Source organism: Pseudomonas sp. C8002 (assembly GCF_013385765.1).
In the GTDB taxonomy this organism is placed as follows: Bacteria; Pseudomonadota; Gammaproteobacteria; order Pseudomonadales; family Pseudomonadaceae; genus Aquipseudomonas.
In genome coordinates this window covers 47,254-64,840 of record NZ_JACAPJ010000009.1, presented here as the reverse complement: position 1 = coordinate 64,840, position 17,587 = coordinate 47,254, and the positions used below count along the sequence as shown (strand labels likewise).

Genomic DNA, 17,587 nt, shown 5'->3' with positions numbered 1-17,587 from the left:
AGCTCTCCAGTGAGTCAATTCAATCCCCCAGCGCTTCGCCTTCACGGCGTGGATCAGCCCCGCCGACCAACGACGCCTTGCCCTGTGCATCGCGCACCCGGACGATCGCCTGGGCGCCGCTGGTCATGTCGATTTCGCTCAGGGCGTGGCCCTTGTCCTTCAGTGCCTGTTTCAGCTGAGCACTGAACAACCCGGCTTCCAGCTCGGTCGCGCCGTTGCGACTGCCGAAGTTGGGCAGGCCGACGGCCGCTTGCGGGTCGAGGTTCCAGTCGAGCATGGCCACCAGGGATTTGCTCACATATTCGATGATCTGCGAACCGCCCGGCGAACCCACCGTGGCCACCCACTCACCGCTCTGGCGATCAAACACCAGGGTCGGTGCCATCGACGAACGCGGGCGCTTGCCCGGCTCGATCCGGTTGGCCACCGGCTGGCCGTTCTCTTCGGGGATGAAGGAGAAGTCGGTCATCTGGTTATTCAGCAAAAAGCCCTGGACCATTACATGGGAACCGAATGCGGACTCCACCGTGGTGGTCATCGACACCGCACCACCCACGTCATCCACCGCCACCACTTGCGAGGTGGAAATGCGCAACGGCGAGCGATCCGGCGCGTAGGCCACTTCAATTCCCGCAGGCTTGCCCGGCTTGGCGACGCCCATGCTGCGCTCACCAATCAATGCGGCACGGCCGGCCAGATAGTCCGGCGCGACCAGCCCGGCCACCGGCACCGGCACGTAGTCGGAATCCGCCACGTACTGGGCGCGGTCGGCATAGGCCAGGCGGTCGGCCTCGGCGATCAGGTGCACCGCTTCGGGCACCGGTTCCAGGCCGGCCGGGGAATCGTTCTTCACCGGCTTCAACAGCCCAAGCGTCATACGCGGGTCGCGGGTTTCCAGGGCCTGCAACGTGCCGAGGATCTGCGCAATGGCGATCCCGCCCGACGACGGCGGCGGCATGCCGCAGACTTTCCAGCGTTTGTAGTCGGTGCACAACGGCGCCCGCTCAACTGCGCTGTAGCCCTTGAGGTCGGTCAGCGTCAGGCTGCCGGCGTTGCTGTTGCCTTGTACCTTGCGGGTGATTTCGTCGGCAATCGGGCCGTAGTACAGCGCGTCCGGCCCTTCCTTGGCGATGCGCTTGAACACGTTGGCCAGCGCCGGGTTTTTCAGCAGCGTACCGGTGGCCTTCGGGCTGCCGTCGGCATTCAGGAAGTACGCGGTCATTTCCGGCGAGCGGCTGATGTAGCGGTCAGCGGCAATCAGGCTGTGCAGGCGCGCAGAGATCGGGAAACCCTCTTCGGCCAGGCGAATGGCCGGCTCAAACAGTTTGGCCCATTGCAGGTGGCCGGTCTTTTTATGGGCCATTTCCAGGGCACGCAACACCCCCGGGGTGGCCACCGAACGCCCGCCAATCTGCGCCTGCGGGAACGACATCGGCGTGCCATCGGCGTTGAGGAACAACCGCTCGGTAGCGCCCGCCGGTGCGGTTTCGCGACCGTCGTAGGCGTGCACCTGCTTGCCGTCCCACAGCATGATGAACGCGCCGCCGCCGATCCCGGAGGACTGCGGCTCCACCAGGGTCAGCACGGCCTGCATGGCAATCGCGGCGTCGATGGCCGAGCCGCCCTTGCGCAATATCTCGCGCCCGGCTTCGGCGGCCAGCGGGTTGGCGGCGGCGGCCATGTGGCGCTCGGCGTGGCGGGGGCTCATGTCGGTGCGATAGCCCGAGCCGAGCTCCGGGGCGGGCGGCAGTTCCGGCGCGGTGGCGCTGTGGCAGGCGGCGAGGGTGAGGGCGGCGGTGATCAGCGAGAGGGTGGTAAGGCGTTGGCGGCGAAAAATCGAAAACACGCGATGACTCCGTTCATTTGAGAATGATCTGTTGTCCGTGGGGAGGGAATGTACCTCAGTGGTTTGCAGGTTGGGAGATTGATCTGTATTTGGTTGTGCGGTACAACTATATCCCTCGTCATTCGGGCAGGAGGTTTCCCACCCGTGAACCGTTCCAAGCCAGACCTTATCGATCAGATCCGCTGTGCCTCGCGTCTTATGGTGCGAGAGCTGGGCTTCATGCAGCCGAAGTTGGCGGCCAGCAGTTACCCACCGTCATCGGTGCACACGATTGTTGAAATCGGCGAGCGTGGCGCGCTGACAGCGGCTGAACTGGTCATGTTGCTGGGGCTGGAAAAGTCGTCGGTGAGCCGCATGGTGCGCAAGCTGGTCGAGGCGGGCGAGCTGGAAGAGTTTGCCAACGAGGACGATGCCCGTTCGAAAAAGCTGCGGCTCACCACACGAGGCCAGAAGACGTTACGCGACATCGAAACGTTTGCCCGGCGCCAGGTGGGCGAGGCGATTGGCGACTTGTCCAGCGAACAGCAACAGGCCGTCAGCCGTGGGCTCGATCAATACGCCGCAGCCCTGCAAACCCAACGTACTGGCGCCCGGCAGCCGAGGCACTACCGCATTGCCCATGGCTACCGGCCAGGCATCATCGGGCGTATCGCGCAGATCCACGCCGAGTACTACGCCCAGCATGCGAATTTTGGCCAGCCGTTTGAAAGCCTGGTGGCGGCGGACATGGCCGAGTTGATGGGGCGCCTGGCCAACCCGCGCAACCAAGTCTGGGCAGTGCTGGACGCAGAGCAGATCGTCGGTTCGATCGCGATTGATGGCGAGGGCGAAAACGGCGAGGCGATCCTGCGCTGCTTCATCCTCGACCCGTCGGCTCACGGCCAGGGCTTGGGTAAACGGTTGTTGAAAGAGGCGCTGGATTTCTGTGACGGGCACCGGTTCCCGGCGGTGCGGCTGTGGACGTTCAAGGGCCTGGATGTGGCGCGCAAGCTTTATGAAAGCGCGGGCTTTGTGCTGGCGTCCGAGCAGGAGGGGCAGCAGTGGGGCAAGTCTGTGGTGGAGCAGTGTTTTGTGCGGCACGCTGTTTGACGCAACAGCGCCCCACGTCACGGGGCGCTGGCGCCTGGCCGGTTAGAAGTCCCAGCGCGTGGTGAGCATCACGTTGCGCGGGGTGCCGTAATAGGCCGTGTTATAGAAGCCGATGTTGGTGTAGTACTGCTTGTCGAACAGGTTGTTGACGTTCAGCGTCGCGGAAAGATGTTCGCTGACCTGATACTTGGCCATCGCGTCCACCACCCAATACGCTTCCTGCGAGAACTCTTCGTTTTGCGCCTTGGGCCGGTTGTACACCACTTGCCAGCTTCTGCTCTGCCAGCGCGCGCCGCCGCCGACGGTCAGGCGGTCCAGCGGACCCTTGAGTTTGTACGAGGTGAAGAAACTGAGCTGGTCCTCCGGCTCCCAGGTCGAAGCCTTGTCGCCATGCTCATCCCGCAGGATCTTGTGGGTGTAGCCGGCCTGGGCCTGCCAGCCCGGCGCCAGCTCGCCGGACATCTCGGCCTCGAAACCCTTGGTTTTGGCCTTGATGCCTTTCTCGGCATACCCGAGGGATGGGTTGGTCGGCGCGGCGTTGTATTCGGCGTCCGGCTCCGCACGGTTGGTTTCGTGCACTTCGAAGTAGGCCATGCTGGTGTTGAGCCGGCCCTCGAAGAACTCACCCTTGAGGCCGGTCTCGTAGTTCTTGCCTTCATCCGGTTCCAGCAATTTGTTGTTGCGGTCGCGGCTGTAGGTCGTCGGCATGAAGATGTCGGTGTAGCTGGCATACGCGGTGAAGTTGTCGTTCAGGTCGTAGGTGACCCCGGCGTAGGGCACCAGCTTGCCGGTCTCGGTGGAGTCGTCTTCGCCACGCAATTTGTAGTTGGCCACGCGGCTGCCGAGGAACAGGTTCAGGTCATCCATGAGGTTGAAACGTGCGGCCATATAGCCTGCGGATTGGCGGGTCGTGGCATCGATGATCCGTGTCGGTTCACCCCAGTTCGGCTCCGGAGCGTTGCCATCGAAGTTCCAGAAATCGATCTCGTTGTTGCCCACATAAGTGGGGGCGCCGTAGTCCTTTCCGGTCCAGTGGGAGTTCGAGGCCGACGCGCCAATCACCAATTCATGGGTACGGCCCAGCAGGCTGAACGGACCGCTGGCGTAGACATCGCCCGAGTCGGCGCGGGTGTTGCCGGTGAACTTGTTCGCGTACAGGGACGACAGTCCGGTGGCGGGGAACGGGCCACTCATGATCGAGCCCAGGGGCGCGTCGTAGCCCATGAGTTGGTGGGTGTATTGGCCCTTGATCACCCAGCCATTGTCGAAGTTGTGTTCCAGGGTGGAGAACACGCTGCGGGAGTACTGCTCCCAGCGGCTCCACTTGGCGCCGTTGTTGTAGGAGCGTTTTACATCGATGCGGTTGCCGTTGCGATCGAACAGCGCACGGCTGCCGGACCAGCCCGAGCCTTGCGGGTCGCTGTCCAGGTAATCGAAACCGACGGTGAGCAGGGTGTCGTCGGTCAGGTCGGCTTCCAGCGTGCCGAAATACACATTGGTGCTGCGCTGGTAGTGGTCCATGAACGAGTGCTTGTCCTGGTACGCCGCCACCGCACGCCCGCGCACGTTGCCGCTGTCGGTCAGCGGGCCACTCACGTCGATCTGGGAACGATAGTTGTCCCAGCTGCCGGCGCCGAGTTCGACGCTGGCCTTGAAGTCCCGCGTGGGCTTTTTGCGGATCAGGTTGATCGTCGCGCCAGGGGCGCCGGCGCCGGTCAGCAGTCCGGTGGCACCCTTGAGGATTTCCACGCGGTCATAGATCGCCATGTCGCTGAGGGTCTGGCTGGACGAGTAGGCGGAGTTGCGCAGGGTCGGGATGCCGTCGTACTGGAAGTTTTCCACCGAGAAGCCGCGGGCGTAGTAATTGTTACGCTCGCTGTCGAAGGTCGACACGGTGATGCCCGGTGTATGGCGCATCACGTCGTCGATCGAAGTGAGCGCGAAGTCATCCATATGCTGGCGCGTGATCACGGTGATCGACTGCGGGGTTTCCCGTGGGGTCAGCACCATGCGCGTGGCGGTGGCGATGGTGCCCGGGGTGTAGGAACCGCTGCCCTCAGTGATGGTGCCCAACTGATTCGCGGTGATCTCTGTGGCACCCAGCGACAGCGCGCCGCCGGCCACCGGCAGGCTTTCCAGCTGGTAGCCATCGGCATTGCCGCGTGCTGCGAAGCCGGTGCCGGCCAGCACCTGCGCGAACCCGTCCTCCACGTTGTAGCTGCCGCGCACGCCGGGGCTGTCCAACCCGGCCACTTGTTGCGACAGGAACGAGATCGGCACGCCGGCGGCCTGGGCGTAACGCGTCAGCACGTCACCGAGTTTTCCGGGGGCGATGTCGAACGCCTGTACCTGCTGCTGCGCGTAGGCCAGGCCCGGCACCGCCAGGGGCAGGCAGCCAAGCAACAGTCGACTGGCCAGCAACAGGCCGCCGCGTGTGGGGGTTGAAGACATGTTATCGGTGCTCCTTTGGATGTTGGCCAAGGAAAGGACGCGGCAAAACCGAAAACACGCAACGGTGCGTAAGAATTATCCGGCGGGGGATTTCAGGCGCACACGTGTGAGCCACGGGGTGTAGGTGCTGACTTCAATCGGCAGGGTGCGTGTGAGCAGGCGCAATGCGCGGTCGCTGTCGTCCGTCGGCAGCATCACCGTCACCCGAATGCCTTGCAGCGCCTGGCGATCGAACATCAGCACACCCGGGCGATGCCGCGCCAGGCGCTCAAGTACATCCGCCAGCGGCTCGTCGTTGGCCAGCAACTGGTGGGCCGTCCAGGCTTGCTGCTGCGCTTGCACATCAACGCTTTTCGGCGTGCCGGGCCCGCTTGCATCCAGGCGCACCTGCTCGCCGGGGCCGAGGGTAATCGTATGCCCGGCACTGTCGATGCGGGTCGAGGATTCGAGCATCTTGACCACGGTGGCGGTGTCGCTGAGTTCGACGATAAAACGCGTGCCCAGGGCGCGAATGCTGCCCTGCGGGGTGTCGACATAAAACGGGCGCTGGGTGTCCTTGGCCACTGTTACCAGAATCTCACCATGCAGCAGTTGCACGCGGCGCTGGCTGGCGTCCAGGTGCAGGTTCACCGCAGAGCTGCCTTCCAGTTGCAGGTCGCTGCCGTCGGCCAGCAGCGTCTGGCGCCATTGGCCACGGTCGGTGCTCAGGTCGGCGAACAGATAGCCACGTTGCTCGTACTGGTACGCCGGCACCCCCGCGAGCAGCAGGGCCAGGGCGAGACACTTGACCAGCGTTGCCCCTTGGCGAGGCTGCCGGGCCCGGCGCAATGCGGCACGGGCCGGGGCTTGTTTGAGAGGCAGCAAGTGGCCCTGAAGGCGGGCAATGGCTTGCGGGTGCTGCGGGTCGGCGGCCAGCCAGGCGCGAAACGCCTGTTCGTTGGCGGCATTGCCTTCGTGATCCAGCCGCACCAGCCATTCGGCGGCCTGGCGCAGCACAGCGTGGGGCAGAGGCTGGTTCATGGCTGGGCGCACGCATCGCACGCCAGCAAGGCTTCCACCAGATCGTTCTGTACTGTGCGCACCGAGACACCCAGGCGCTGGGCGATTTGCGCCTGGTCCAGGCCTTCGAGGTAACGCAGGATGAAGGTGTCGCGGATCCGCTTGTGCATGCGTGCCAAGGCCCGGTCGATCGCCTCAAGCATTTGCGCGGCTTGCAGGATCTGCTCCGGTGAAGGCGCCTGTTCAAGGTACGCGGCGCAGCGTTCGAGCTCTTCGCGGTAGGCCTGTTCCAGGCGTCGGCGGCGGCCATTGTCCATCAGCAACCGGCGCGCGATGGTGGCCAGATAAGCCCGTGGCTCACCCGGCGCCACGTAAGTACCCGATGCCAACAAGCGTACGAAAGTGTCTTGCGCCACGTCGGCCGCCTGATGGGAGCAATGCACACGACGCCGCAACCAGGTCAACAACCAGCCGTGGTAGCCGCGGTACAGCGCATCGAGCGTAGGAGCGTCGGTGGGCGAAGACAGCTTCATGAGAGAGAATCGTAAGTGAGAATTAATCCCATTCTAGTGGTTTAAAACTTCGGGCTGCAATAGACGGTCGCTTGCCGGATTGATCAGTGCCGTTAACACATGGTCCGCCCAGACCCCGTTGATCCTCAGATACGCCCGCGCCTCGCCCTCTTTTTCAAACCCCAGCCGTGCCAGCAGGCGCGCACTGCGCTCATTCTCTGGCCGGTAGTTGGCCATGATTCGGTGCAGCTGCATTTCATCGAATACATGGGCAATCGCCGCCGTCAGCGCTTCGTGCATCAAGCCTTGGCCTTGGGCGGATTCAGCCAGGGCATAACCCAAGTGACAGGCCTGAAACGCACCGCGCACGATGTTGCTGAAGTTGCAGGCGCCGATGATTTGGTCCTGGCTGAATATCAGCAGGTGCAACGCTTCGCCGCTGGCGGTTTTGTCGGCAATGGCGTGGAGGCGTTCGGTGATGGCGTCCAGTTCAAAAAAGGCGTCGTCACGCGAAGGCTCCCAAGGCTGCAGAAAGGCGCGATTTTGCAGCAGGTACATTTGCAGGGCGCGAGCGTGGGAAGGGTGGGCGCCCAGCAGTAAGAGGCGGTCAGTGCTGATGCCGGTAGCGGGGAATGTCATGCGTCACCTTCTTGTGGTTTGCCAGCCGGGCTATCCTGCCGCTTCAGTCGTACAGAATCCAGCCAGGCTGGCATTCACATAATTCTTACCCGGGCACAGCTATGATGCTCGTCCTTATGCAATAAGCCTGACAGGGCGACCCATTATGAATGTGAGCATTCTCTACGCGTTGGCGGCGGCGGCGTTGTTCGGCGCCAGCACTCCGCTTGCCAAGCTCCTAGGGGTGGATACGCCGCCCATCCTGTTGGCCGGGCTGCTCTATCTGGGCAGCGGCCTGGGCCTGGCCATCGTTCGGTTTGCTCGCGACCACGGCTGGAAACGGCCCGGGCTTGCAGCCGGAGAGTGGCCCTGGTTGGTGGGCGCCATTGTCTTTGGGGGCGTGCTTGCGCCTGTGGCGCTCATGTACGGGCTCACCCGCACAGCGGGCGCCACCGCATCGCTGATGCTCAATCTTGAGTCGGTGCTCACGGCCGTGCTGGCGTGGGTCGTGTTCAAAGAGAACGCAGATCGCCGCATCGTGATCGGCATGATCGCTATTGTTCTGGGCGGGATCGTTTTGTCATGGCCGCACGGGACAGCGACGGCTCATGATTGGACGGGGCCGCTGGCCGTGGCGTTCGCCTGTTTTTGTTGGGCCATCGACAATAACCTGACCCGTAAGGTCTCTGCCTCGGATGCGCTGTTTATCGCCGGCAGCAAAGGCTTGGCGGCGGGTGTGGTCAATTGCTGTTTGGCGTTGGCCATCGGGTCGCAACTGCCAGCGGTGGCCACGCTCGGGTCAACCATGGTGGTTGGGCTGCTTGGGTATGGCGTGAGTCTGGTGCTGTTTGTGCTCGCTCTGCGCGGGCTTGGCAGTGCGCGCACCGGCGCCTATTTTTCCACGGCTCCTTTCCTGGGCGCGGTCATCTCGATCCTGATCCTGGGCGAGTCAGTTTCGCTGATGTTCTTGCTCGCGGCCGCCTTGATGGCCATCGGGGTGTGGATTCATCTGATGGAACATCATGCGCACGAGCATCAGCACGATCCCCTCATGCACGGTCATCGCCATACACACGATGAGCACCACCAGCATGTGCATAACTTTGCGTGGGACGGTACCGAGCCACATAGTCATGCCCATGAGCACGCACCGATTCAGCATAGTCATGCGCATTTTCCCGATGTGCACCATCGGCATAAACACTGACGTCTGTGGGGCAATAGGGCGGTTTACTTTTCTTCAGGCATAAAAAAACGGCCTACCTTTCGGTAAGCCGTTTTTAGTACTTGGTTACACAGTCATTTGAACTGGTTGTCTAATGTGCTGTATTTAAAGGTATTTAAATATTGTCGTTCAGTTAGGCATACATTTGGGCATACACGCTGCCTGTTTCTGCCCACTGATATCGTGGTATTCCGCTAGGTAAAGCACCACCAGCTGGTTGGGTGTGTTGCCATTTGGCAGGGTAGTTACTTTTTTGTCCGGCCTTCTGCCGGCAATGAGGCGAGAGCAAGGGGGATGAATCCTGCATTCTCATCTAGGGTGTCCAGCGCCCCCCGGATGTTCTCTGCCACTTATGTAGATCCTCGATGCTCAACCCAGTTCGAGAGCTCCTCAAAGGCCGGATGCTGCTCCTGAAATTAAAATGTCCTAAGGGCCAACTCATACACGCTGGAAGGGTAGAAGTAACTCATCTATCAGAGCCCGCGGGACGCTGAGACCAGCGTCGAGGAACGTCTTCTCAGTGATCAGTGTAAATGCGGGCTGTACCGATCTGATCCTTAGAATTGCGTCAGGAGCGATGGAGAGTAAGTCGCGAACCAGTGCAGCTGCTTTGGCGTAGGAGGGCATCCGCGTAGTTGCTTTTTGTTGAAAAACTTCCTCGTAGTAGTCCTCTGAAAATACGGTCGCTAGACCTTCCTCAATGACTGGTACCACCACGCGGCCTGCGGGCGACAGCAGGTGAATACATTCATGGGCAAGCTCATAGTAGGCCGTTTCTTTGCTATCTAGAGCGCTCGTGGTGAGTCGGATAGCAACGTTTTTGCCTGGCTGCGGAAACCAGATGCTAGGTATATCGGTACCGAATTCCACGCCAACGACCGTCCAAGAAAGGTCTCTAGGGCCGTATAGCTGTTCTGCTTTGTAGAGCATATTTGCTAGACGTGTCGCGAGTGTCCATGTGTTGTCACCCTGAGGAGTTACGTAATTACAAAAATGGCTGAGTTCCAAGATGGCATTCCCTGCATATAGATAATGGCCGAGGTATTGTAGGGCGTTTTTGGCCGAGGTGGACGTTAGATACTGCCGGGGACCCTGGAGCAAACGCAAGGGTACGGGGCATGAAACCCGCGGGATCGTGGAAGCGGCAACCACACCAGCTTACTGAAATTTCAATGTTGAAATTGAAAGGATCTTGAAGAAAAAAGGGCATCGTTACCGTATTGGTAAAGGTACTCGCAGATGGCTGAAAGGGTAGGGCATATGCACTGATGAACTGGAGTTCACCAGGTTCACCTGTTCACTAAGCTGGGTGCCCTTCCGCTAACACGATCCGGCGGGTTTCCTACCCCGTATCTAGTCCGATCATCCAGGGGCCCCATCGTTTTGAAGTATAAAAGCACGCCTATCACCCATGTCGCTGGAGGGGCATTTACTACTGGGGCTAGGGGATACTCTTTGAAAGTCGGTGTTACAGGTGTAACTCGTGTAACAAATCAGTATAACTTAATGATTTTAATGGATTTATTAGTCGTTACACGTTGGCGCGGTGTTGTCGAACGGGCGTGTTACATAGGTAATTGGTGTTACATGGAGATGGCTCTATGAGGGCAGGGTGCATGTTGCCGGTCCGTTCATACATAGCGTTGTTATACCGTTGTCCTCTCTGACCTAGCTCGCTACGGTTGGAAGGGGCTGACTGATTGGCGTCCAGGAGCATGAATTCAATACCAGCAAGCACGTCATCGACTACGATCGACCTGCTTCAATGCCCCCCCCTCCCGGGGCAAGCGTGCGGCCCATGTCAGGCTCTTCAACGACGCCTGTAGTGCTCGGACTAGATAGGATCTTACTGGCCCCCGGGCGCTCGATGTTCACTAGCTGTTGCTTATTAAGAAAGCGTGCGTCGTAGGGCTGGACTGCTCCCAAATCATTATGGCCGGCTTTTTCGGTGGATTAGCTCATATTAGAGCGTTGGAGAGCTTTATCTGACGACCGTGAGTAGGCTCGGGATAGATGATCGTCTAGACTGCTGATTGAACCCAAGCAGCAGCCCATAGACAGGACAGGGAAGACGCTTCTATGGCTACGGCCCGACAAATTATCGCATTGCTCAGCAGCCACAATCAGGGGGACGAGGAGCAGTTTCTCTCGATCGCTCTTCAGGTTGCAGCTGCGGAAGCGCGTCGTGGCCGTCAGGAAGTCGCTGACGAGTTGAAGACGCTCGTAGATACTGCACGCAAACGAAAAACGTCAATCCGAAGTGTTTCCGGTCGTTTAGGGGGCGAAGTTGCGATCCCCATTTCAAAACCTCGGGGGGATCTCGAGAACCTTCTATCTGTTTCGTATCCCAAGGCTCAAATTCAAGACTTGATCTTGCAAGACTCTATGCGGGATCGTCTAAAACGTTTGATTCATCAGCAAAGGCAGCGCGACCGACTGCGGCATCACGGTCTTTCACCTAGCTCTCGTTTACTACTCGTAGGGCCGCCTGGGTCTGGTAAAACATTAACCGCTTCAATCTTAGCTGGTGAACTGCAACTGCCACTGTTTACTATCCGCCTCGAAACGGTTATCACACGATTCATGGGTGAGACAGCTTCTAAATTGAGGTTGATTTTCGATCAGATTGCATCTGTTCGTGCCGTTTATTTATTTGATGAATTTGATGCTATTGGCGGGCGGCGCAATGCAGACAATGATGTTGGAGAAATGCGACGGGTATTGAACTCCTTTCTACAATTTCTCGAGGAGTCAAATAGTACAGATAGCCTCGTTGTTGCTACAACTAACCACCCAGAGCTCTTAGATCGCGCACTGTTCCGTAGATTTGACGATATCCTAGAGTACGAACTTCCCGATTCCGATGGCGTCAAAGCAGTATTAAGTTCACTTTTATGCCCCTACTTGCCCAAGCGTTTTTCCTGGGGAAAAATTGTTGATGCTGCTGTAGGCTTAAGTCAGGCTGAACTCAGCAGGGCAGCAAGTGAAGTTATAAAAGAGATGATTCTCGGTGATTTGAAACAGATTGCAGTCGATGTGATAATAAGAGCTCTTAAAGAGCGCCATGCTCTTAGGGAAGCTATGTCGGGGTTATCCCAAAACTAGGTAGTAAGCGTAGGCAGGAGCCGTAGAACCATGGAAGATGCGACTAAGGCCTTAAATTACAATCTTCCACACTTTCGGGTCGAAGCTTTTCAAAGCGGCCACCTGTATCAGCGACCGAATAAAGATTTAAGCGGTATGACTTCAAGTCGAGGTGTGTCTCATGGTAAAAAACTTCGAGACAAGTTGGCGTTGGCTTTTCAGGCTGCGGCTGGAAATAATGGTTTTTATGATTCTGATATAAGTGAGAGCCGTCCAGCAATATACTTGGAGATTTTAATCTCTGCAGAGTCTTCCATTCCAGATCTTAATTGGAAGAGTCAGGATATACGATTTTCGGCATTAAGAGTAGCTGACGATGGTGAGATTTTCGGTGCTTTATATGTCCCCGAAGATGCGGTGGAGTTCCTGACTCTAAAGGTTCAGGAGTACGCTGAGGAGACAGTCGAGTCAGGTAAGGCAAAAAATGAGTTAAAGTTCGCACCAGTCGAAGATATAACAATAGGTGATATCGAAAGTCTGTGGACTGACTCGCGGTCTTTTCCTAGAGATATGACGAAAAATTTGTGGTGGGAGTGTTGGTGCATATCTTCTAGATCAGAAAAGCTTCGCAGAATCGCCCGCAAGCTAAAACTGCGAATAAATGAAGCAGGTTTGAGTTTTCCAGATACAGAGGTCTTATTGGTTTATGCTAATCCACTTGAGATGAGTATACTAATCAGTAACACCGACGCAGTTGAAGAGTTGCGAAAAGCAACGGATAATCCCTATTTCTTTACAAGATTAACTCCCTCGGAAAAGTATAGTTGGGTTGCTGATTTAGTGGGGCGAGTGGTCCCCCCCTCCATTGACTGTCCAGCGGTATGTGTACTTGATAATGGGGTGAATCAAGGTCACCCTCTTCTTCAATATGCTTTGGCGTTAGAAGATTGTCAGTCAATTCATTCTGACTGGGGAAGTGATGATCATGATGGTCATGGGACAAATATGGCCGGTACTGCTCTGTATGGCGATCTCACATTTGCTTTAGCGGATCAACGGAGTATTAGGTTAAATGTACGATTAGAATCTGTAAAATTTATCCCTCCACCTAATTGGTCAAGGAACGAACCTTCCAGTTATGGCGTCATCACTCAGGCAGCTGTTGCTCTTGCGGAAACTCAAGCGCCTAGGCGAAAACGTGTATTTTGCATGGCTATCTCTAATGAGGATGTATCTGGTGAACGGCCAACTACATGGAGCTCAGCAATTGATCAGATTTGCTCTGGCTCGATGCTTGGTGAGTTAGATGGCGATCAGTCAGGCCCGAAACGGTTATTCATTCTGTCGGCAGGAAATATCCCAGACTCATCGGATCCAGATGATGTCTCTGATCTTGATGAGTTTCCAATTGAGGACCCAGGACAGTCATGGAATGCTATTGCTGTTGGAGGTTTTACAGACAAAGTAGATCTGTCGGACCAACCCAAGATGGATGGCTGGGGAGCGCTAGCCGAGGTTGGCGGCCAGAGTCCATATAGTCGTATTAGTACAGACTGGGAGCACTCAAGAAGCCCGATAAAGCCTGAAATCGTATTTGAGGCAGGTAACAAAGCTATTAGCCCAGATGGGCGGGAACTGCTATCTGGTGTGCCAGCACTTTCTATACTAACAACTGGAAAAAACCTCACAAAAAATCCGATTGAAGAATTTTGGGCAACGAGCTCTGCGACTGCTCAGGCTGCTGGCTTAGCGGCAGAAATCATGGCGAGGTTTCCAGAACTTTGGCCTGAAACTATAAGGGCTCTTATTATTCATAGTGCCCAGTGGACTCCGGCAATGCTTACCAAGCTCCATGGGAAAACAAAAAAAGAATGCATTAGGCTAGCGCGCCAGTTTGGGTATGGCGTACCGCAATTAGAACGCGCTCTCGCATCTGCACAAAATGATCTTGCGCTAATTTCCGAAACTTATATTCAGCCATTCAAAAAAGAGCTAAATGATAAAGGTCGAGAGGTCGGGTCGCCATCGTTTAACGAAGTGCATTATTACGATCTTCCTTGGCCAAAAGGCGAGCTTGAACGCTTGGAAAACCGAGAGGTTCAACTTAAGATTACATTGTCATATTTTATAGAGCCTAGCCCTGGTGAGATGGCGCAGGTCATACCTGCCCGGTATCAGTCTTACGGTCTTCGTTTTGAGTTGAAGAGAAAATCAGATACTGATTCTGATTTCAAACATAGAATAAATAAACTTGAAAAGGCGGAAATAAAACCTCAGCCAGCTGAAGTTGATAATAATTGGACTTTTGGATCAAAAAGTATAGCTGCAGGTTCGGTGCATAGCGATGTTTGGATTGGTCACGCGATTGATTTGGCTGCTAGAGATAAAATTGCCGTTTATCCTGTGTCGGGATGGTGGCGTTATAGAGCACATTTAAATAGACATCGATCTAAAGCCCGTTATAGCCTCATCATTTCAATTTCTTCAAAAGGCGAAGACGTGCAGTTATATACTGAAATTGCCAATAAAATTGCGACTCATGTTGAGGCTGAGGTATCGATCGAGGCGAGCATTTAACACGCTTTTAAAATATTGACTTAGATTAAGTGGAAGCATTGGTATGTTTTATTTCTTTTGGCCGCGTCTGAGAGGAGTGGATGACCTATCAATGCGAAGGGCTTGAGCAGGGCTTGCTTGGAGTAGTTAAGTAGTGCGAGCATAGATTTAAACTGCGAACAAGGTCTAGCTTTGTGAGTTTTGAAACTCAAAATTGGCCAAGTGTATTGGGAACTTTATCCAAAAGGGGTAGCAGTTTGAGCGTGGAAAATATTGATCACGTCGCACGACAAGACCGCGCCATTGAAAATACTAAATCAGATGCATTGGAACGAGGCCCGTTTGTCGCTAGCTTGGTAAAAACCCTAGTTCACACTGAGTGCACCGGCTCAGGCACTGTTGTGTCCCGCCATGCGACCGGATTTGTGGTTGGGCTCACAGGAGAGTGGGGCTTGGGAAAATCCAGCGTGTTGAACCTTCTTGGGCTCCAGCTTAAACAGATGGAGCATGTGGTCGTGGCTACGCTGAATCCTTGGCTCTTCAAGGGGCGGGACGAATTGGTGGACGCATATTTCAATAGTCTGCGGGAGGCTCTCGGACATAGCAAAACAGAAAAAACAAGAAGCTTGCTGAGACAGCTAGAGCGGTACAAGGCCTCGATTGAATATGTGGGCACAACGACTGCTGGCCTAATTGATGTGTTTGTCGGCGGCGGTACGGCCTCAAGTTTCTTCAAAAGATGGTTTCTTAAGTCTGTCAGCGCTTTAATCAAACCAAAAGAGCTTTCTGCGAGCCAAGAACGAAAAAGCCTCGAGGCCAAACTCTCGGAACAGAAAGTAGCCGTAGTAGTGTTGATCGACGAACTTGATCGAGTAGAGGACGAAGAGGTACGCGCTGTCGCGCAGCTTGTTAAAGCGGTAGGGGATATTAAAGGGATTTCTTATCTCGTAGCCTATGATCCTGATCGAGTAACTCAGGCCCTAGGCAGGGGAAGCAGCCAAGAAGAAAGGCAAAAATCTGGCGAGAGTTACCTTGAAAAAATTATCCAGTTTCCTATTCCTTTGCGTCCTTTGTTCGAAGACGACTCTCGTAGTCTGTTGCTCGATGCAATGAAAAATAACGGTGTTGCTATGCCGTCAGTGGCGCACCCATATCAGGCTGAGATTTTTAACCAGTTGCTCCGGGCCGTTCGGACCCCACGTGAAATCAAGCGTTTGATAGGTGCGTTTTCTGTGTTAGAAGAAATTGTGCGAGGCGAGATATGTCCTTTTGATGTGCTTGCATATAGCTGGTTAACTACAAAAGCACCTAGTATACGCCAGGGCATCTCAGATAGGATTCAGAGCCTCGTTAATGATCCAAGTGACGCTGAGCACTTGAGACGGCAGCGATGGCGTCGCGACAATAGCGACAGAGTCGAAACTCTGGTGGATGTACTCGGGGCATCTGCAGAGGGCCATTTAGAGATGTTACAACTGCTTTTTCCTCGTTTCAGTGATAGCCAACAGCGTTCTTCTGAAACGTTCGACGGTGAGAGAGTCGCGAAACGAAGAAACCTTACTCGGCTGCTCTATTTGGGGAATCCGCCAACGCAGCTTTCAAGGGCTAATATAGAACGACTTTGGGTAATTAATAATCGGGATGTACTTGTCAATGAGCTGAGATCGCTGCAGCAAGTTGGTCGTCTTGAAACTTTATTAGATCGTGTCGGAGATCTATCATCTTTATTGCCCCAGAGTAACGACCAGGTTTTTTGGGGTGCTCTATCTAGGGTGCTGATGCGTGAGCATGATTGGATTTTAAGCGAAGAGGTCGAGCGAGGTTTCGTTGAGGATATTGGTTCAATTCTGTGGCGGATTGCTCATGCTGGTGAAGGTGGAGTTTTACGCTTTAAATTAATTATCGACGCTTTGATCGAGAGCGGAGATCTTCTGATTGTTCCCTGGATATTAAGAAGGCACCTGTTTGCTCACGGACTTACCTCCCATAGGCGCCAAGGGCATGGCGATCAAATATATACTTTCAGCGAGACCATGGCGCTACGTGAGCGAGAGCTCCCTCGATACCGTTCGGCTGTAATGGAAGGCATCGCGCTTCGGAGGCTGCCTGATGCTGAGGCGATCTTCTGCATAGTAAATAGCGACTACTGGGATGGCGATCTAAGGCAATGCTTTACCGATCAATTGGACACCCAGGAGGCTTTAGTCTCTCTGGCCGCACTCATGCTGCCTCCGGGGCTCGTCTGCGATCGTAGTACTCTTGATTTGATGTTTGATGCCGATGTTGTTTTGGAAAGGGCGAATATATTGTTTGGCGAGACCGGCAGGCCAGAAAACGAATGGCTTGCGACATCTATTCGCCGTTTTCGTGCGGCCCTAGCAGGTAGTGATGTACTCGGTACTATTTTAGGGAGTGATTATAATAGCCAGGAGTTATCTTAAAATTTTACGGAGAATGACCTTGATTGGCCGGGTGCAGACTTATTTAGGATGCCGTCTGTAGGATATAGATTTAGCGAAGCGGAAGCCTTTGAGGATTCCGCCTCTGCATTATCCCTCCTTTCTTTTTATCTGATGATCAATGAAACCTAGCTCTGCTTGAATTGCAGAAATCGTGAGTATCTCGACTTTAGTATCTTTGTTTGCTCTTGCATTGAGCTTTTTCATGCCAGCTATGGCGGCAATTATCTCGCTCAAGTGAAGCTTGCGGGCCTTTAGGTAATCAGGCATCTGAGCATTGTTCTGTGGTGGTTTATTCATGGTGAGACCGATGTTAGGCCCGAAACAGCCGGCCTTTCTTAGGCTGCTTCGGGGAGGGTTTGGGTTAGGCTGCCAATAGGTCAATCAGGCTGTGTTGGTGTGAGCGATCCAGGAGTTCGCGCCATGTCCAGCTTCCAAAGTGCTCGCCCTGTTCAGGGATATCCAGCTTCATCAGTGCAATCGAGTCACGACTAATCAGGTTGCGTGCTGCCCACAGCTTGCCGCCGGTTTCCAGCAATGCCTTCGCGGCCTCGTTCCATTGTTCTTCCAGCACTGTGTTCGCCAGCTGCGCTGCTGTGTTCTCGATCTTGGCGTATTCTTTTTGTGCCTCCGTGATGTGCAGATCAATTGTCACCAACTCTTGTTCCAGGGCGTTGATGAGCAGTTGTTGACGGCGATGATGCTCAACCGCAGCTTGAATCGCCCCGGGTTTCGTAGACACCTCCAT

General features: G+C 55.5%; 13 protein-coding genes. 5 read left to right on the top strand and 8 right to left on the bottom strand.

Translation table 11 applies throughout. The annotated features are described in order from the left end of the window. Window positions 1-19: 19 nt before the first annotated feature. The gene (ggt, locus tag HX814_RS15765; protein ID WP_102604727.1) at window positions 20-1,846 is read right to left on the bottom strand and encodes a gamma-glutamyltransferase; all 1,827 of its coding nucleotides are present in this window, start codon (window positions 1,844-1,846) and stop codon (window positions 20-22) included. A gap of 198 nt (window positions 1,847-2,044) precedes the next feature. Here ggt and HX814_RS15760 point away from each other — a divergent pair, with 198 nt between their 5' ends. Further along, a complete protein-coding gene (locus HX814_RS15760; RefSeq protein WP_218175019.1) occupies window positions 2,045-2,935 on the top strand; it encodes a bifunctional helix-turn-helix transcriptional regulator/GNAT family N-acetyltransferase in 891 nt (296 codons plus the stop codon). Window positions 2,936-2,977: 42 nt separating this feature from the next. Here HX814_RS15760 and HX814_RS15755 read toward each other — a convergent pair whose 3' ends face one another. From HX814_RS15755 to rimJ, 4 genes are all read right to left on the bottom strand, one after another. Next, window positions 2,978-5,386, bottom strand: a complete 2,409-nt coding sequence (locus HX814_RS15755) for a TonB-dependent siderophore receptor (protein ID WP_087693778.1) — start codon at window positions 5,384-5,386, stop codon at window positions 2,978-2,980. A 75-nt stretch (window positions 5,387-5,461) separates the two neighbouring features. After that, window positions 5,462-6,406, bottom strand: a complete 945-nt coding sequence (locus HX814_RS15750; protein WP_102368112.1) for a FecR domain-containing protein — start codon at window positions 6,404-6,406, stop codon at window positions 5,462-5,464. Then, window positions 6,403-6,918 (bottom strand): sigma-70 family RNA polymerase sigma factor, encoded by a 516-nt coding sequence (locus HX814_RS15745; protein ID WP_003217834.1) that lies wholly within the window; start codon window positions 6,916-6,918, stop codon window positions 6,403-6,405. The genes HX814_RS15750 and HX814_RS15745 overlap by 4 nt, the downstream gene beginning before the upstream one ends. Window positions 6,919-6,951: 33 nt before the next feature. Then, window positions 6,952-7,536: a ribosomal protein S5-alanine N-acetyltransferase gene (gene rimJ / locus HX814_RS15740; RefSeq protein WP_177009600.1), complete on the bottom strand. Its 585-nt coding sequence runs from the start codon at window positions 7,534-7,536 to the stop codon at window positions 6,952-6,954. 145 nt (window positions 7,537-7,681) lie between these two features. Between rimJ and HX814_RS15735 the strand changes: the two genes are divergently transcribed. Then, the gene (locus HX814_RS15735; protein WP_102604724.1) at window positions 7,682-8,722 is read left to right on the top strand and encodes a DMT family transporter; all 1,041 of its coding nucleotides are present in this window, start codon (window positions 7,682-7,684) and stop codon (window positions 8,720-8,722) included. Between the two features lie 456 nt (window positions 8,723-9,178). Here the strand turns inward: HX814_RS15735 and HX814_RS15730 are convergent, their stop codons facing one another. Then, window positions 9,179-9,748 (bottom strand): hypothetical protein, encoded by a 570-nt coding sequence (locus HX814_RS15730; RefSeq protein WP_177009599.1) that lies wholly within the window; start codon window positions 9,746-9,748, stop codon window positions 9,179-9,181. Between the two features lie 1,071 nt (window positions 9,749-10,819). Here HX814_RS15730 and HX814_RS15725 point away from each other — a divergent pair. From HX814_RS15725 to HX814_RS15715, 3 genes are all read left to right on the top strand, one after another. Continuing rightward, complete coding sequence (locus HX814_RS15725) at window positions 10,820-11,845, top strand: AAA family ATPase (RefSeq protein ID WP_177009598.1); 1,026 nt, start codon at window positions 10,820-10,822, stop codon at window positions 11,843-11,845. Between the two features lie 30 nt (window positions 11,846-11,875). Further along, complete coding sequence (locus HX814_RS15720; RefSeq protein ID WP_177009597.1) at window positions 11,876-14,401, top strand: S8 family peptidase; 2,526 nt, start codon at window positions 11,876-11,878, stop codon at window positions 14,399-14,401. Between the two features lie 173 nt (window positions 14,402-14,574). After that, complete coding sequence (locus HX814_RS15715) at window positions 14,575-16,821, top strand: KAP family NTPase (protein ID WP_371318525.1); 2,247 nt, start codon at window positions 14,575-14,577, stop codon at window positions 16,819-16,821. A 108-nt stretch (window positions 16,822-16,929) separates the two neighbouring features. Here HX814_RS15715 and HX814_RS15710 read toward each other — a convergent pair whose 3' ends face one another. After that, a complete protein-coding gene (locus HX814_RS15710; RefSeq protein ID WP_256344085.1) occupies window positions 16,930-17,139 on the bottom strand; it encodes a hypothetical protein in 210 nt (69 codons plus the stop codon). Between the two features lie 64 nt (window positions 17,140-17,203). Next, window positions 17,204-17,581: a hypothetical protein gene (locus HX814_RS15705; protein WP_256344084.1), complete on the bottom strand. Its 378-nt coding sequence runs from the start codon at window positions 17,579-17,581 to the stop codon at window positions 17,204-17,206. Between the last annotated feature and the right edge of the window lie 6 nt (window positions 17,582-17,587).

Coding starts and splice junctions, on each gene's coding strand:
- HX814_RS15750 (WP_102368112.1), bottom strand. CDS start 6,406: ATGAACCAGCCTCTGCCCCACGCTGTGCTGCGCCAGGCCGCCGAATGG.
- HX814_RS15735 (WP_102604724.1), top strand. CDS start 7,682: ATGAATGTGAGCATTCTCTACGCGTTGGCGGCGGCGGCGTTGTTCGGC.
- HX814_RS15745 (WP_003217834.1), bottom strand. CDS start 6,918: ATGAAGCTGTCTTCGCCCACCGACGCTCCTACGCTCGATGCGCTGTAC.
- HX814_RS15710 (WP_256344085.1), bottom strand. CDS start 17,139: ATGAATAAACCACCACAGAACAATGCTCAGATGCCTGATTACCTAAAG.
- rimJ (WP_177009600.1), bottom strand. CDS start 7,536: ATGACATTCCCCGCTACCGGCATCAGCACTGACCGCCTCTTACTGCTG.
- HX814_RS15755 (WP_087693778.1), bottom strand. CDS start 5,386: ATGTCTTCAACCCCCACACGCGGCGGCCTGTTGCTGGCCAGTCGACTG.
- HX814_RS15760 (WP_218175019.1), top strand. CDS start 2,045: ATGGTGCGAGAGCTGGGCTTCATGCAGCCGAAGTTGGCGGCCAGCAGT.
- HX814_RS15720 (WP_177009597.1), top strand. CDS start 11,876: ATGGAAGATGCGACTAAGGCCTTAAATTACAATCTTCCACACTTTCGG.
- HX814_RS15725 (WP_177009598.1), top strand. CDS start 10,820: ATGGCTACGGCCCGACAAATTATCGCATTGCTCAGCAGCCACAATCAG.